Below are 13,205 nucleotides of genomic sequence, written 5' to 3' on the forward strand. Positions count from 1 at the left end.
GGGCTGGAGGGATACGGTGGTGGTGTGGGTGCCGGCTTGGCGCTGGTTCAATCCTTTAAGTTGGGGGTGTGGCGAATGGATCGAGTAAGCATGAGGAAGTCACACGGGCAATCCTTCAAGAAGCAGGTGATCAAGCTGGCTGAGTGTCCTGCCTGCCAAGGTCGGGCGGTGGTGCAGGGCGTATTTCATGAGCTGGCATGCGAGGCTTGCAACGCTTCCGGCTGGATTGATGGCTGGACCCGCCAGGCTCTACCCCTGGACGAACTAGTAACCCAGTTGGGCATGAATCTGCGGGTCGCGACGAGCCAGATCGAGCAATTGAGGAACCCTCAGGTCACTGGTCCCGAGGAGCTGTATCAGAGCAGTAATCGTATCGGAGCCGGCGGCACCAACTTCACAGGGGATTGAGTGATGGGCATCTATAAAGACGTGATGGGCACCCTGGTACGCGTACTGGCCGCCGACAATATCGACAACAGTGCCAAGCAATCATGGCAGAAGCTGATCGATGCCGATGCGCGCCAAGGCGGGACGGGCAGCACGCTATCTGTGCGCGATAAGTTCGACTACGACTGCTGCCTTTATGCACTCTTGCATCGCCAGCTTGAGCCCGCTCAATGGGATGTGCTTGTGGCCAAGTACTCAACGCACAAGGCCAACAAGGTCGGCGCTATTGGCCGCCTGGTGGCGCGCATGGTTTCCCCAGCACCGGAGCTGTTCGTTTACAAGGCGCTCACTGCGTGGGCCATCCCGAAGCTGAAGGGCATCCAATCTGGCAAGCGCTCCACCGACATGATCGTGCTGCCGGCCGAGTTCTACGATATGAACACATGGGACCTCGCCGGCTCCCCGGAGCGCACACGCCGCAACTGGCGTGGTGGTGTTCACAAGCGGCTAGAGCAGCTGGAAGAGGCCGCCGTGATCCATGCGACAGAGATTTTCGACCAAGAACAAATCTTCGTAGATGCCGCTTGACCATAGTGGCCAATTGGCCGTAAATTAACCCCATCATGTCGATCTTGCGCGTTATGAGAGGCGACACACAAAGCCCGGCCAAAGAGTCGGGCTTTTTTAATGGAGTAACCTTAGGTGGAACCAGTTCAAGTGACGGCCACTGTTCTTGGCTGGGGGGACATCCTCAAGATCGTTTTGGCAAGTGGCGTCGTTGCTTCGGTCATTGGCTGGCTGAAAGATTGGTTGTTTAAAAGTCGGGACCGGGCACGAGATGCAAAGTTTGTAGCCATTGGCGTGATCGCGAAGCTCGACCTCTATGCGCTCCAATCGCGGTTTAACAGGAGGGATTACTATGAGTACTCCGCTGGGTTAGACCCGCACACCCACTATCAAAACTGGCCGAACTGCCCTTATCCTGAGCTAGATATCACCAACGACGAGTTGAAACATCTAGATGCTGAGTACGCAAGTGATTTGGCTTGGTTGACTACCGAAAAGGCATTGGCGAACGAACATCTTTATGCAATTCATGACGCTTCTTTCGACCCAACAGAGGTGCATGCACACCAGGCAGAGGTCGTCGGGTATTTCGGTTATGAGTCGTACCTTTTGGCGTGTAAGTTGAGAGGCAAGCACGGGCTTCCTTCTTTCGGTCAGAGATGGGGAGTCAGTGACGAATTCCCGGACCTCCTGCTTGCGTGGGAAGAAACGAAGAAGGAAGTAATTAAGCGATCTTGGCCACGCCAAACAGATCAAGATTGATCGCTAGCAAATTTCGAAGCCCAGTCACTGAACTGGGCTTTTTGTTTTCTGACTCCCAATCGGGAGGATCTGAGATGCCAAACATGCCCGACAAACCAGACACCTGGCTGCTCGTACTCGCGTGGCTGAGCCAACATGCGCCGACGATTTATGCCGGCGCACTGTCCTTCGTGGTGGGTGCATTGCGGATCATCTATGGCGGTGGCACCAGACGCCAGGCGCTGCTTGAAGCTTCGCTTTGCACGCTGATTACTATTGGCCTGATCCCGCTGCTTGAGTACTTCGGTTTACCTCAGAACTTCGCCACGGCTGCTGGTGTGTTCATCGGCTTCCTGGGTGTGAAGAAGATCGCCGACCTTGCCGATCGGTTCGCGGACTTCAAGCTACCGAGTCGGAAGGTCGAGTAATCCGCGCCACGTTTTCGAGTGCGCCAAATCGTGGCGCGAGATTGTCCGGAGAAGATGTATGTGTCGAGTACGCAATGTCTAGGCTTTGCACGATCAAGCCAAGGATGCAGGCTGCTCCGCAGCGTGAGATGGCCAAGCCGGTTGCGGCGGAGGGGGCAGATGGTTGGGGCTCTGGTCGCGGTGGTCGCCCCTGGCGGCGCATTCGCAATGTCATTCTCGAGCGCGACCAGTACACCTGCTGCCACTGCGGTTTGGTCACTCTGGATCTAGAGGTTGACCACATCATCAACGTGGCGGCAGGAGGTACCGATGATGAGTCGAATCTCCAGGCGTTGTGTGTTCCTTGCCACAAAACCAAGACTGCCATTGAGTCGGCAAAGGGGGCTGGCCGAGCCTGAGCCAGACGCCTGCGCTGCATGGTGCGACCTGCAGAGTCGCGTTGACGTCTGGTCGAGCCCTTTTCTGGGTTTTCCCTCGATTCGATCGAAAATGACAACCATTGTCATTTGGGGGCTGGGAGGGGTGGGGCGGGTCGAAACCGTACGACCTTTTACCTCGGACACCACTTGCCCTCTCACGTAGAGATTTTTTCCCCTTTTTGAAAAAAGGAATTCAGCAAATGGCAGGCGTTAAAGGCAAGAGCGGGGGCGCTCGCCCCAACTCTGGCGGCGCCCGGCCGGGTGCTGGGCGAAAAAAGAAGGCGACAGTTGAATCAGCAAATGGCTCAGCGGTATCCGTTGAGTTGGAGGCGCAGCCCCACGGAGGCGCACTGAAGCGCGAAAGGGCGGTTCCGGTCGAGGCGCCTGAGATGGACATGCTGTCCTTGCTGACAAGGATTGCCCTGGGCCAGCTTGATGCAAGTCCGATACAGGTCAGGGCGGCCATTGCTGCAGTTCAATACACCCACGTCAAAAAGGGGGATGGTGGCAAGAAGGACGAGCAGCAAAAGGCGGCTGAGCAGGCTGCTGGAAAATTCTCGAGGCAGGCCCCACCCAAATTAGCCACAGCGAACGGTAAGCAGGTTTAATTATGGAGTGGTCGACAGCGTGCCCCGATTGGGAGCGGCGTTTGATCGCCCGCGAATCGATTATCCCGCCACCGATCTTCGTCGAGGAGGCCGAACGCGCCCTGCAGATTTTCAAAGAGCTTCGCGTACCTGATCTGCCGGGCAAGCCAAGGATGGCTGACTGCTGTGATGAGTGGGTGTTCAACTTCGTACGTTGCATTTTCGGAGCCTACGACGCCGAAACCGGCAAGCAGCTGATCCGAGAATTCGGCCTGCTAATCAGTAAAAAGAACACAAAAAGCACCATCGCCGCCGGCATCATGCTCACCGCATTGATCCTCTGTTGGCGGGAGGAAGAAGAACATCTGATTCTGGCGCCAACCCGAGAGGTCGCAGACAACGCCTTCAAGCCCGCCGCGGCAATGGTCCGGGCTGACGAAGAGTTGTCAGCGATGTTCCATATCCAGGATCACATTAGGACCATCACAGATCGCACCACACGCAACTCGTTGAAGGTCGTTGCAGCCGACACCGATACCGTCTCAGGCAAAAAGTCGGGCAAGGTTCTGGTCGATGAGCTTTGGGTCTTTGGTAAACGCTCCAACGCCGAGTCCATGTTTATGGAAGCGCTCGGTGGTCAAATCTCTCGTGAAGAGGGGTGGGTGATATTCCTGACGACGCAAAGTGACGACCCTCCTGCCGGCGTGTTCAAGGAGCGGCTGAGCTACTGGCGGAACGTGCGGGACGGCAAGATCCTCGACCGCAAAACGCTGGGTGTTCTGTACGAGTTCCCCCTGCAGATGATTGAGGATAAGGCGTACCTGAGAGCGGAAAACTTCTACATCACCAACCCCAATCTAGGCCGATCGGTGAGTGCCGAATGGCTGGGTGACGAGCTCAAGAAAAAGCAGGGCGCCTCCGACGGTACTCTTCAGCAGTTTCTGGCTAAGCATCTCAACATCGAGATTGGGCTTAACCTGCGATCGGACCGATGGGCTGGGGCTGACTTCTGGGCGGCAGCGGCGGTGCCGGTGCTGACCCTGGATATGCTGATTTCGATGTCTGAAGTAATTGCGGCAGGTATTGATGGTGGTGGACTCGATGACCTCTTGGGTTTCGCCGCCGTGGGTCGCGATAAACGCACTCGCGACTGGCTGATCTGGACTCATGCCTGGGCTCATCCGTCAGTGCTTGATCGGCGAAAAGCTGAAGCTCCGCGTTTCTATGATTTTGAGAAGGACGGAGATTTGACTCTATCCGAGCGAATCGGTGATGACGTGAATGATGTGGCCGACCTGGTAGAGCAGCTCGAGGAATCCGGACTGCTCGACAAGGTGGGCTGTGACCCGGTCGGCATTGGCGCGATTTATGACGCAATGATCGAGCGAGACATCCCGCCCGAAAAGATTGTGGCGGTGAGCCAGGGCTGGAAGCTTGGCGGGGCAATCAAGACCGCTGAGCGCAAGCTCGCCGAGGGCGGTATGAAGCACGGTGGCCAGGCGATGATGGCCTGGTGTGTGGGCAACGCCAAGGTCGAGCCCCGGGCCAACTCCATCCTCATCACCAAGCAAGCCAGCGGGTCGGCCAAGATTGACCCGTTGATGGCTCTATTAAATGCCGTGACCCTGATCTCGCTAAACCCAGAAGGGCGCGGCAATGACGACTTCATGGCCGCCATTCGGAACCCAATCATCGTATGAACCCATTGCACGTATTCATTCTGACCGCGTTGTGCGGGTTCGGCCTGGCAGTTGCGGGTGTATTTATCTTGGCTGGACTGGGTTGGGCCTTGCTGGCCGGCGCTGGCTCGCTATTTCTCATCGCGGGCTTTGTGCGCAAGGGGCTAACCGGTGACTAAATCCTTAGCGACCGTGATTGGTCGGGCCGCGCGTAAGCCCAGCGCCTCTATCGGTGATTGGTTCGGAAAGTCCATCAAGTTGAACGACGGCGGTTTCTGGGGGCAGTTCCTGGGTGGACAGTCGAGCTCCGGGAAAACGGTCACCGTCGACAGCGCCATGCAGCTGTCGGCCGTGTGGTCCTGTGTGCGCATCATTTCAACTTCGGTGGCGGGTCTTCCGCTCGGTGTTTATCAGCGCGAGGTCGATGGTGGTCGAAAGGATGCCAGGGACTTTGGATTGTATGACGTCATTCATACCAGTCCGAACGAGGACATGACGGCCTTCCAGTTCTGGCAGGCCATGGTGGCTGCGATGTTGCTGCGCGGTAATGCCTATGCGGAAATTCATCGTACGGGAAACCGGGTGGTGGCACTGGATTTTCTGCTGCCTTCGCGCGTCGACCTCGAGCTGGATGACGATGGTCGTATCACCTATTGGTACAAGCCGCGGAAGGGGCCCCGGCGGCAGATCGCACGGCAGAACATGCTACACATTCCGGCGTTCAGTCTTGATGGACGGGTGGGGCTTTCGGCTATTCGTTATGGTGCGGATGTCTTCGGCGCCGCGATGTCGGCGGACGATGCCGCGAATGGCACCTTCAAAAACGGGCTGTTGCCGGCGGTGGCGTTCAAGGTTGATCGGGTGTTGCGCCCAGAGCAGCGTGAAGAGTTCCGGGACTACATCAAGCAGGTCTCAGGCGCGTTGAACGCCGGTCGTTCCCCGGTCCTTGAGCAAGGCATCACCCCGGAGTCAATCGGCATCAATCCAGTGGATGCTCAACTGCTGGAGTCGAGGACTTACAGCATTGAGGAAGTATGCCGCTGGTTTGGTGTTCCGCCCTGGATGGTCGGCAAGACGGACTCGGGTAGTAACTGGGGAACGGGTCTAGAGCAGCAAATGATCGCGTTTCTGACCTTCAGTATCAGCTCGATCACCAATCAGATTCAGCAATGCGTCAATAAGCGATTGCTCACGCCGGTAGAGCGTCGGAGCTATTACGTCGAGTTCTCGCTGGAAGCTTTTCTGAAGGCCGATAGCGCTGGGCGGGCCGAGTGGTACAGCAAGATGACCCAGAACGGGATCATGACTCGCGACGAGTGCCGCGTGAAAGAGAACCTTCCTCGCCATGGTGGCAACGCCGCGGTACTGACCGTCCAAACCAATCTGGCCCCAATCGACAAGTTGGGGCAGTCAACCGATGCGCAGACCGCTCAGGCCGCGTTAAAAAGCTGGCTTGACCAGCCCCAGGAGTAGTCATGCCGCTGAACATTAAAGCTGGCAGTTTTCACTGCGAGCTGAGCCCTCGCGCACTTGAAATGTGGAACCCGGATATTCGCGCCGCGCTGGAAGCGGGGACGGAGACCATCACCATGTATGGGGTCATCGGCGAGGATTGGTGGGGAGAGGGGGTCACAGTGAAGCGAGTCGACGCTGCGTTGCGAGCCATCGGCGACAAGCCCGTCACTGTGTACATCAACTCACCCGGCGGCGACATGTTTGAAGGCATCGCTATCTACAACCGTCTCCTCGAGCACTCGCAGGAGGTCACCATCAAGGTGTTGGGGTTGGCGGCTTCGGCAGCCTCCGTTATTGCGATGGCCGGCGCCAAGCGAGAGATTGCCAAGACCGCCTTTTTGATGATCCACAACTGCTGGACCTACTTTGCGGGCAATCGCCATGCGATCCGGGAGCTTGCAGACACCATGGAAGAGTTTGATCGCGCAATGATCGGTCTTTATGCCGACACCAGCGGCCAGGACGAAAAGGCCGTCGAGAAGATGCTCGATGCCGAGACCTACATGAACGGTGCGAATGCACTGGAGAAGGGGTTTGCAACGGGCCTGATCTCGGCGGCCGAGGTCAAGGAAGCGCCGGATGATCAGCAAGCCCAGGCCCACGCCGCTCGCAGGATGGACGCTGCATTGGCCAAGTCCGGCATGACTCGCTCCGAGCGCCGCAAACTCATTTCCGAAATCAAGTCCGGCATGCCTAGCGCTGCTGGCGACGACACGCTCCGCGCTGTCGTGCCGGGTATGCCTCGCGCTTCCCTTGATGCATCCGCGTTTGAAGAAACCGCTCATCAGGCGTCAGCGCTCCGGAACCTGCTTCCGGCCCTCTAGCGCCTGGTTTCGCAACCGATTAACAACCGCCCGCGTGGCGGTTTTTTCATTTCTGAAAGGACCCAAACATGCCCGTCGATCTTTCCCAAATCGAAGCTTCTCAGAAGCAAACCCAAGCTGACCTGAAAGCCGTAGGCGATCAGATCAAAACCTATGCCGAGCGCACCGAGAAGGAAATCAAAGCCTCCGGAGAGATGCAGGCTGAAACCCGTGGCAAGGTGGACGAACTGCTGCTCAAACAGGGCGAGCTTCAGGCCCGAATGCAGGACGCTGAGCAGAAGCTGGTCAATGCCGGCAAACGGCATGAGCCGGAAATCCAGCAGTCTGCGGGTCAACTGGTGGCGGCCAAGATCAGTGAGGAAGGGCTCACCAGTTCCTTCCGTGGTTCTCGCCGGGTTGAAGTGCCACGCGCCGCCATCACCTCTGCTCCTGGTTCGGGCGGTGCCCTGGTGGCTCCGGAGCGTGGCGGCGTTACTCTTGCGCCACAACGTCGGCTGACTATCCGCGACTTGGTCGCCCCGGGTACGACCAACAGCAATGCGTACGAGTACGTGCGTGAAACGGGCTTTACCAACAACGCTGCAGTTGTCGGGGAGGGGATGGCCAAGCCCTACAGCGATCTCAAGTTCGAACTGGAAAATGCCAACGTACGGACGATTGCCCACCTGTTCAAAGGCAGTCGCCAGATCCTGGATGACGCGGCGGCGCTGCAGAGTTTCATTGATGCTCGAGCGCGTTACGGTCTGCTTCTGGCTGAGGAGGCTCAGCTGCTGTACGGCAATGGTACCGGCAACAACCTACACGGGATCGTTCCGCAGGCGCAGGTTTATGCCGCTCCAGCCGGCATCGACGTTCAGGCGTTGCAACGGATTGACCGGATTCGCTTGGCTCTCTTGCAGGCAACTCTCGCCGAGTTTCCGTCGACTGGCGTGGTGCTCAATCCCATCGACTGGGCGGCGATCGAGCTGCTGAAGGACGGTGAAGGTCGCTACATCATCGGCAAACCTCAGGAAGGTACCGCTCCACGACTGTGGAATCTACCGGTGGTTGAAACGCAGGCCATCGTCCAGGACCAGTTCTTGGTCGGTGCTTTCAGCCTGGCCGCGCAGATCCTGGACCGCATGGGTATCGAGGTTCTGGTCTCCACCGAGAACGACAAGGATTTCGAGAACAACATGGTGACCATCCGTGCAGAAGAGCGCCTGGCCTTCGCCGTGTATCGCCCTGAAGCGTTCGTGACCGGCGATCTGACCGCGCCTTAATTTGCACCTCAATAGAGTTCCGTCCATTGGCGGAACTCTATTCCTGGGAGATCAACCCATGAGTCGTACCAAGGTAAAAGCAACTGGCGATGTTGTTTCCGATAAGAGCGAAACCGTTCCGACAGTCACGTTGAACCAGCCAACTGTTGAGGCGGATACCAAAGAAAGTACTGGCGCGCTGGATGAAGGTACCCAAACACTGATCGCTGACGCTGACGCTGACGCTGACGCTGACGCTGACGCTGACGCTGACGCTGACGCTGACGCTGAACCCTCGGCAGATCCATTCGTCACTCTCTACCCATTGCGCAGCTACCTGGATGGAAAGGAGATCCGGCGTGCCGGTGGGGCGAGCTACAAGTCGCCCAAGCACGAGGCAAGCCTGCTGATCGCCAAGGGCCTCGCGTCCGACGAAGACCCGAAGGCCTGACATGAACGTGATCCCGACAGACGACGCACTGCGACACCTCAGGGCTGAGGATGAGGATCGGGCCGACGTGGAGCAAATGCTGGCCGCCGCGGAAGATAGCGCAGCGCAATTTCTCAATCGCCGGTTTTATGCTGATGCGGCTGCGTTGGATGCTGCGCTCCTGAATGGCTCCGCAGGTTTGAAGCCGATCTTGATCAACCCTTCCATTCGCGCAGCGTGCTTGCTGATTCTAGGAAATCTCTACAGCAACCGCGAAGACTCGTTTGTGGGGGATGAGTTCAGCAGCATGCCTGCCGGATCTCGTTCACTGCTGACGCCGTATCGAATCGGCTGGGGGATCTAATGGCTCGTGGCACAAACCAGTTTCGTGAGCCGCATACCGGCGAGCTCAACAGACGTATTACCCTCCGACTCAGGTCCGATGTCCCGGCTGCGGATATGGGCCTGGAGCCGGTGTTTTCTGAGCCTAGAAAACGCTGGGCGAAGATTGAGCCTGTCGGGACCGCGATCTACGCCAATGGGGTTCAAACGGATAACAAGCTCACTCACCGCATCACCCTGCGCTACCACCCGGGTATTACCGAGGCGCACGAAGTGGTTCATGGTGAGACGTTGTATCGGGTGAAACGCAGCGCCGATCTGAACGGCGCGCATCGGTTTACGGTCCTCGAGGTGGAAGAACTCGGTCCACAACAATCTGGGGGAGGGATCTATGTCTAACTCTGCTTCGATTGATGCCTATCTGCACGTAGAGGGCTTCGATAGCTTCCAGCGAGATGCTTTCGATAAACGCAAGATCCGCGCAGGAATGCGTAAGGTCGGCAGGCTGGTTACCCAAAGAGCGCAGATGAACCTGGTGCTGGGCAAGGATCAGGACGGCTACCCGATCAACCGTACGGGCGAGACGGTTCAGTCCATCAGTTTCAAGGTCTCGCGCTCCGGCTTTCTGGTTCGGATATCCCCGACAAAAACTACGTCGATGAAAGAGTTTTACCCCGCTTACCTGCACTACGGGGTGAAGAAGGGGCGCCGGCCCGGAAAGCTTGCCCCGGGCAAAGGGAAGGGAAAGTCCAACCGTCGAGCCAAGGGTGAACGAGCTCGCTTAGTTGCCGAGCGTGCCGCCGGCGAATGGCGCATCACCCCGCGTAACAATTACATGGTCGACGCCCTGCAGGATGCTGCCCCGCAAGTTCAATCAATTCTGTCTGCGGCGTTTGCGGCTGCCCTGGGCTGATCGTTTAACTCTCTGGATACCCCCATGAAACTGAATCCCATCGTTGCTCACCTTCGAGCGACATGCCCAAGCTTTGCCCAGCGAATTTCCGGTGGCATCGATTGGGATGCTGTTGTGGAAAGCGCAAAGCTCGCACTGCCGGCGGCCTACGTGATCGCCTCGGCAGATGTTGCGACGCCGAGCAAAGCGCAGAACGTCACCGTCCAGGACATCACCGATCAGTTTAGCGTGGTCATCGTCCTTGAACCCACCGATGAGCGCGGGCAGGACGCCAATGACCTGTTGCACGACCTGCGCGCCGAGCTTTGGCGGGCACTGGTGGGCTGGGAGCCAGGCCCCGAGTACAGCTCGATCGAGTATGGGAAAGGCGCGCTGCTGCACATCAGCCGCGCTCGGGTGGTGTACCAGTTCAACTTCATCGCCGAGTTTCAGTTAGGGCGCAACTCCAAGTCGGATCCGCCGGAGACTTGGCAAGAACGCGAGCTGGATGGCCTACCCCTGCTTGAGGGGCTGAATATTGATTACGACCTAATCACCAACAGCGGCGCGCCTGACGGCCGTGTCGAATTCAACACGCGCGAGGATTTACCCCAATGACGCGACTTTTTGTGACGCTGGGCGAGGGCCGCCAGGTTCCCGACCTGGAGAGCGGCGGCAAGTTGTTGCTGGCCGGCGAAGTCCACTCAGTGCCGAACACTGCCTATTGGCAACGTCGGCTGAAAGATCAAGACGTGATCGCGGCGGATCCGCCTGCAGAAGAAGCGCAAGTGCCTGAGCCGGTGAATCAACCGGAACAGCCGCCTGCTGAACCCAAGGCCGCCAAGCGGAGTGCCGCCCAATGAACCTGAACACCATTCCGGCCGATATCCGCGTGCCGCTGTTTTATGCCGAGGTCGATAACAGCCAGGCCAATAGCGCTACATCGAGCATGCCGCGCTTGATTGTCGCTCAGGTCAACGATGATTCGACGGCCCTGGAGATTGGTCAACTGACGCTGGTATCGACCCTGGGCCTTGCCAAGAGCATTGGCGGCGTTGGCTCGATGTTGGAGCAGATGTATGACGTTTGGCGTCGCATCGATCCGGTCGGCGAAATCTGGTGTCTGCCGATCAAGGGCACGGGCGCCCAGGCTACCGGCAAAGTCACCATCACCGGCGCCGCAACGGAGTCTGGCCTGCTGAATCTGTATATCGCGGGTACCCGCGTGCGCGCCGTGGTGCCCAGCGGTGCGACTCCGACCCAGGCGGCAGCGGCCTTGGCAGCCGCCGTCAACGAGGCCGGGCTGTCGGTGTCGGCCGTTGCCGCGCTCGGGGTAGTAACGCTGACCTGCAAATGGGCCGGTGATAGCGGCAATGATATTTCGCTGCAGATGAACCGCTTGGGGCGCAACAACGGCGAGGCCACGCCGGCCGGGCTGGTGGTGGCGCTGACGGCAATGGCGTCCGGCGCGGGATCGCCTGACGTGGGCGAGGTGCTTGCCAGCTTGGGCGATGAGCCGTTTGAGTTCATTTGCTCGCCCTGGACGGATGCCACGACGCTCAACGCCTGGAAAGAGTTCATGGACGACTCAACCGGGCGCTGGAGTTGGGCCAAGCAGCTTTACGGGCATGTGTACGCCGCCAAGCGCGGCACGCTCGGGCAGTTGGTTGCCTTCGGCGTTACGCGTAACGATCAGCACGTCACCACTTACGGCTTTGAGGTCGGCTGCCCCGGTCCGTTCTGGCGTGAGGCGGCGGCCTATGCCGCGCGCACAGCGGTGTTTATTTCCGCCGATCCGGCGCGACCGACACAAAGCGGCGAGCTGAACGGCAGCATGCCGGCGCCGGCGGGGTCGCGCTTCACGCTGCCTGAACGGCAATCGTTGCTGACCCATGGCGTCGCCACGGCGAGCTACAGCGGTGGCGCGATGCGCATCGAGCGCGGTGTAACCAGCTATCGGGTGAACGCATTCGATCAGCCGGATGATTCGTATCTGGACAGCGAGACGCTGCATCAGTCGGCCTATGTGATCAAGTACCTGAAAGGGCTGATCACCAGCAAGTATGGGCGTCACAAGCTCGCCAATGACGGCACGCGTTTTGGTGCGGGCCAGGCCATCGTGACGCCGGTGGTGATTCGCGGCGAGCTCATCGGCGCCTATTACGCCCTGGAGCGCCTGGGCATTGTTGAGAATGCCGAGGCGTTCGCCAAGTACCTGATTGTCGAGCGCTCCAACGAAAACCCGAACCGCTTGAACATCCTGTTCCCACCGGATCTGGTGAACCAACTGCGGATTTTCGCGCTGCAGTATCAATTCCGCCTGCAGTACGCAGCCTGATTTAACGAACGTCGAAAGCCCGCCGAGTGCGTGCTTTTTTGTGGGAGAACGCAATGGGCAAAAAAGTAGCCGGCACCGTCTACGCCAAAGTGGATGGCGGTCAGGTCACTGTGACAGGGGGCGTTGAATGCCCGCTGAGTGACAAAAAGCGCGAAACCGTGGCGCCGGGGTTTTTCAAAGAAGAAGACTTGGCGCCGTATGTGAAGTTAACCGCTATCGATGACCCGGACTTGCCGATTCAGCAACTGATGACCGCCACCAATTCGACCATCACCGTCGAGTTTGCCAATGGTCGGATTTATGTCCTGTCGGGCGCGTACATCGTCGGCGAGCCGTCCACTAAGGGCGATGAAGGCACGATTGATTTTGAATGGAACGGCGATAAAGGGGTTTGGAATGATTAAGCATGAACTGAGCAAGCCGATCCAGGCACACGGCGAAGAGGTTGCCAGCATCACCCTGCGCCGGCCTACCGTTCCAGAGTGCCGGGCCATCGGGAAGCTGCCTTATGTAATCGCCAAAGACGAATCTGTGACCATCGATCTGGATGTAGCCGCCAAATACATCGTGATTTGCGGCGCGATCCCTGCGCCATCGGTCAATCAACTGGACCTGAATGACTTGAACGGCCTGGCGTGGGCGGTGGCGGGTTTTTTCTTGACGCCGGCTTCACAGGTCAAGCCGGTGACGGAACCGAGCTAAGCCAGGTCGTGGAAATCGTCTACGACCTGGCCTGGTTTTGGAAGGTCGACCCTGAAAACATGATGAGTCGGCCGCTTGACGTGCTGCAGGAGTCTTTGCAGCACGCGCAGCGC

The 13,205-nt window shown here is 58.4% G+C and carries 19 protein-coding genes; all 19 read left to right on the plus strand.

Annotated features, from left to right (window positions below):
* Window positions 1-90: 90 nt before the first annotated feature.
* The 19 genes from NR126_RS23440 to NR126_RS23530 all read left to right on the plus strand — a co-directional run bounded on the left by NR126_RS23440 (window position 91) and on the right by NR126_RS23530 (window position 13,092).
* The gene (locus NR126_RS23440; RefSeq protein ID WP_256831704.1) at window positions 91-408 is read left to right on the plus strand and encodes a hypothetical protein; all 318 of its coding nucleotides are present in this window, start codon (window positions 91-93) and stop codon (window positions 406-408) included.
* Window positions 409-411: 3 nt separating this feature from the next.
* On the plus strand, window positions 412-975 hold the full coding sequence (locus NR126_RS23445) for a hypothetical protein (protein ID WP_256831705.1): 564 nt from the start codon (window positions 412-414) through the stop codon (window positions 973-975).
* A gap of 114 nt (window positions 976-1,089) precedes the next feature.
* On the plus strand, window positions 1,090-1,716 hold the full coding sequence (locus NR126_RS23450; protein WP_256831706.1) for a hypothetical protein: 627 nt from the start codon (window positions 1,090-1,092) through the stop codon (window positions 1,714-1,716).
* A gap of 74 nt (window positions 1,717-1,790) precedes the next feature.
* Entirely contained in the window at window positions 1,791-2,123 is a 333-nt protein-coding gene (locus NR126_RS23455) for a phage holin, lambda family (RefSeq protein ID WP_256831707.1), read from the plus strand.
* 128 nt (window positions 2,124-2,251) lie between these two features.
* Complete coding sequence (locus NR126_RS23460; protein WP_256831708.1) at window positions 2,252-2,521, plus strand: HNH endonuclease; 270 nt, start codon at window positions 2,252-2,254, stop codon at window positions 2,519-2,521.
* A 221-nt stretch (window positions 2,522-2,742) separates the two neighbouring features.
* Window positions 2,743-3,150 carry a hypothetical protein gene (locus NR126_RS23465; RefSeq protein WP_256831710.1) on the plus strand — a complete coding sequence of 136 codons (408 nt, stop codon included), beginning with the start codon at window positions 2,743-2,745 and terminating at the stop codon, window positions 3,148-3,150.
* Window positions 3,151-3,152: 2 nt separating this feature from the next.
* On the plus strand, window positions 3,153-4,829 hold the full coding sequence (locus NR126_RS23470; protein ID WP_256831712.1) for a terminase large subunit: 1,677 nt from the start codon (window positions 3,153-3,155) through the stop codon (window positions 4,827-4,829).
* A 150-nt stretch (window positions 4,830-4,979) separates the two neighbouring features.
* Window positions 4,980-6,281, plus strand: coding sequence for a phage portal protein (locus NR126_RS23475; protein WP_256831714.1), 1,302 nt, complete (start codon window positions 4,980-4,982; stop codon window positions 6,279-6,281).
* A gap of 2 nt (window positions 6,282-6,283) precedes the next feature.
* On the plus strand, window positions 6,284-7,147 hold the full coding sequence (locus NR126_RS23480; protein WP_256831715.1) for a head maturation protease, ClpP-related: 864 nt from the start codon (window positions 6,284-6,286) through the stop codon (window positions 7,145-7,147).
* Between the two features lie 68 nt (window positions 7,148-7,215).
* Window positions 7,216-8,409: a phage major capsid protein gene (locus NR126_RS23485; RefSeq protein WP_256831716.1), complete on the plus strand. Its 1,194-nt coding sequence runs from the start codon at window positions 7,216-7,218 to the stop codon at window positions 8,407-8,409.
* A 58-nt stretch (window positions 8,410-8,467) separates the two neighbouring features.
* Entirely contained in the window at window positions 8,468-8,839 is a 372-nt protein-coding gene (locus tag NR126_RS23490; protein ID WP_256831717.1) for a hypothetical protein, read from the plus strand.
* Window position 8,840: 1 nt separating this feature from the next.
* Entirely contained in the window at window positions 8,841-9,182 is a 342-nt protein-coding gene (locus NR126_RS23495; RefSeq protein WP_256831718.1) for a head-tail connector protein, read from the plus strand.
* Window positions 9,182-9,559 (plus strand): phage head closure protein, encoded by a 378-nt coding sequence (locus NR126_RS23500; protein ID WP_256831719.1) that lies wholly within the window; start codon window positions 9,182-9,184, stop codon window positions 9,557-9,559. Before NR126_RS23495 ends, NR126_RS23500 begins: the two co-directional genes overlap by 1 nt.
* The gene (locus NR126_RS23505) at window positions 9,552-10,073 is read left to right on the plus strand and encodes a hypothetical protein (protein WP_256831720.1); all 522 of its coding nucleotides are present in this window, start codon (window positions 9,552-9,554) and stop codon (window positions 10,071-10,073) included. The genes NR126_RS23500 and NR126_RS23505 overlap by 8 nt, the downstream gene beginning before the upstream one ends.
* 24 nt (window positions 10,074-10,097) lie before the next feature.
* Window positions 10,098-10,670 (plus strand): hypothetical protein, encoded by a 573-nt coding sequence (locus NR126_RS23510; RefSeq protein WP_256831722.1) that lies wholly within the window; start codon window positions 10,098-10,100, stop codon window positions 10,668-10,670.
* Window positions 10,667-10,915: a DUF2635 domain-containing protein gene (locus NR126_RS23515; protein ID WP_256831723.1), complete on the plus strand. Its 249-nt coding sequence runs from the start codon at window positions 10,667-10,669 to the stop codon at window positions 10,913-10,915. Before NR126_RS23510 ends, NR126_RS23515 begins: the two co-directional genes overlap by 4 nt.
* Entirely contained in the window at window positions 10,912-12,390 is a 1,479-nt protein-coding gene (locus NR126_RS23520; protein ID WP_256831724.1) for a phage tail sheath subtilisin-like domain-containing protein, read from the plus strand. The genes NR126_RS23515 and NR126_RS23520 overlap by 4 nt, the downstream gene beginning before the upstream one ends.
* A 53-nt stretch (window positions 12,391-12,443) precedes the next feature.
* On the plus strand, window positions 12,444-12,794 hold the full coding sequence (locus NR126_RS23525; protein WP_256831725.1) for a phage tail tube protein: 351 nt from the start codon (window positions 12,444-12,446) through the stop codon (window positions 12,792-12,794).
* Window positions 12,787-13,092: a phage tail assembly protein gene (locus NR126_RS23530; protein ID WP_256831726.1), complete on the plus strand. Its 306-nt coding sequence runs from the start codon at window positions 12,787-12,789 to the stop codon at window positions 13,090-13,092. The genes NR126_RS23525 and NR126_RS23530 overlap by 8 nt, the downstream gene beginning before the upstream one ends.
* The last annotated feature ends 113 nt before the right edge of the window (window positions 13,093-13,205 follow it).

The sequence above is a fragment of the Pseudomonas sp. Pse1 genome (assembly GCF_024519635.1).
In the GTDB taxonomy this organism is placed as follows: Bacteria; Pseudomonadota; Gammaproteobacteria; order Pseudomonadales; family Pseudomonadaceae; genus Aquipseudomonas.

Coding starts and splice junctions, on each gene's coding strand:
- NR126_RS23495 (WP_256831718.1), top strand. CDS start 8,841: ATGAACGTGATCCCGACAGACGACGCACTGCGACACCTCAGGGCTGAG.
- NR126_RS23485 (WP_256831716.1), top strand. CDS start 7,216: ATGCCCGTCGATCTTTCCCAAATCGAAGCTTCTCAGAAGCAAACCCAA.
- NR126_RS23470 (WP_256831712.1), top strand. CDS start 3,153: ATGGAGTGGTCGACAGCGTGCCCCGATTGGGAGCGGCGTTTGATCGCC.
- NR126_RS23515 (WP_256831723.1), top strand. CDS start 10,667: ATGACGCGACTTTTTGTGACGCTGGGCGAGGGCCGCCAGGTTCCCGAC.
- NR126_RS23445 (WP_256831705.1), top strand. CDS start 412: ATGGGCATCTATAAAGACGTGATGGGCACCCTGGTACGCGTACTGGCC.
- NR126_RS23500 (WP_256831719.1), top strand. CDS start 9,182: ATGGCTCGTGGCACAAACCAGTTTCGTGAGCCGCATACCGGCGAGCTC.
- NR126_RS23480 (WP_256831715.1), top strand. CDS start 6,284: ATGCCGCTGAACATTAAAGCTGGCAGTTTTCACTGCGAGCTGAGCCCT.
- NR126_RS23520 (WP_256831724.1), top strand. CDS start 10,912: ATGAACCTGAACACCATTCCGGCCGATATCCGCGTGCCGCTGTTTTAT.
- NR126_RS23505 (WP_256831720.1), top strand. CDS start 9,552: ATGTCTAACTCTGCTTCGATTGATGCCTATCTGCACGTAGAGGGCTTC.
- NR126_RS23530 (WP_256831726.1), top strand. CDS start 12,787: ATGATTAAGCATGAACTGAGCAAGCCGATCCAGGCACACGGCGAAGAG.
- NR126_RS23440 (WP_256831704.1), top strand. CDS start 91: ATGAGGAAGTCACACGGGCAATCCTTCAAGAAGCAGGTGATCAAGCTG.
- NR126_RS23465 (WP_256831710.1), top strand. CDS start 2,743: ATGGCAGGCGTTAAAGGCAAGAGCGGGGGCGCTCGCCCCAACTCTGGC.
- NR126_RS23460 (WP_256831708.1), top strand. CDS start 2,252: ATGGCCAAGCCGGTTGCGGCGGAGGGGGCAGATGGTTGGGGCTCTGGT.
- NR126_RS23510 (WP_256831722.1), top strand. CDS start 10,098: ATGAAACTGAATCCCATCGTTGCTCACCTTCGAGCGACATGCCCAAGC.
- NR126_RS23525 (WP_256831725.1), top strand. CDS start 12,444: ATGGGCAAAAAAGTAGCCGGCACCGTCTACGCCAAAGTGGATGGCGGT.
- NR126_RS23490 (WP_256831717.1), top strand. CDS start 8,468: ATGAGTCGTACCAAGGTAAAAGCAACTGGCGATGTTGTTTCCGATAAG.
- NR126_RS23455 (WP_256831707.1), top strand. CDS start 1,791: ATGCCAAACATGCCCGACAAACCAGACACCTGGCTGCTCGTACTCGCG.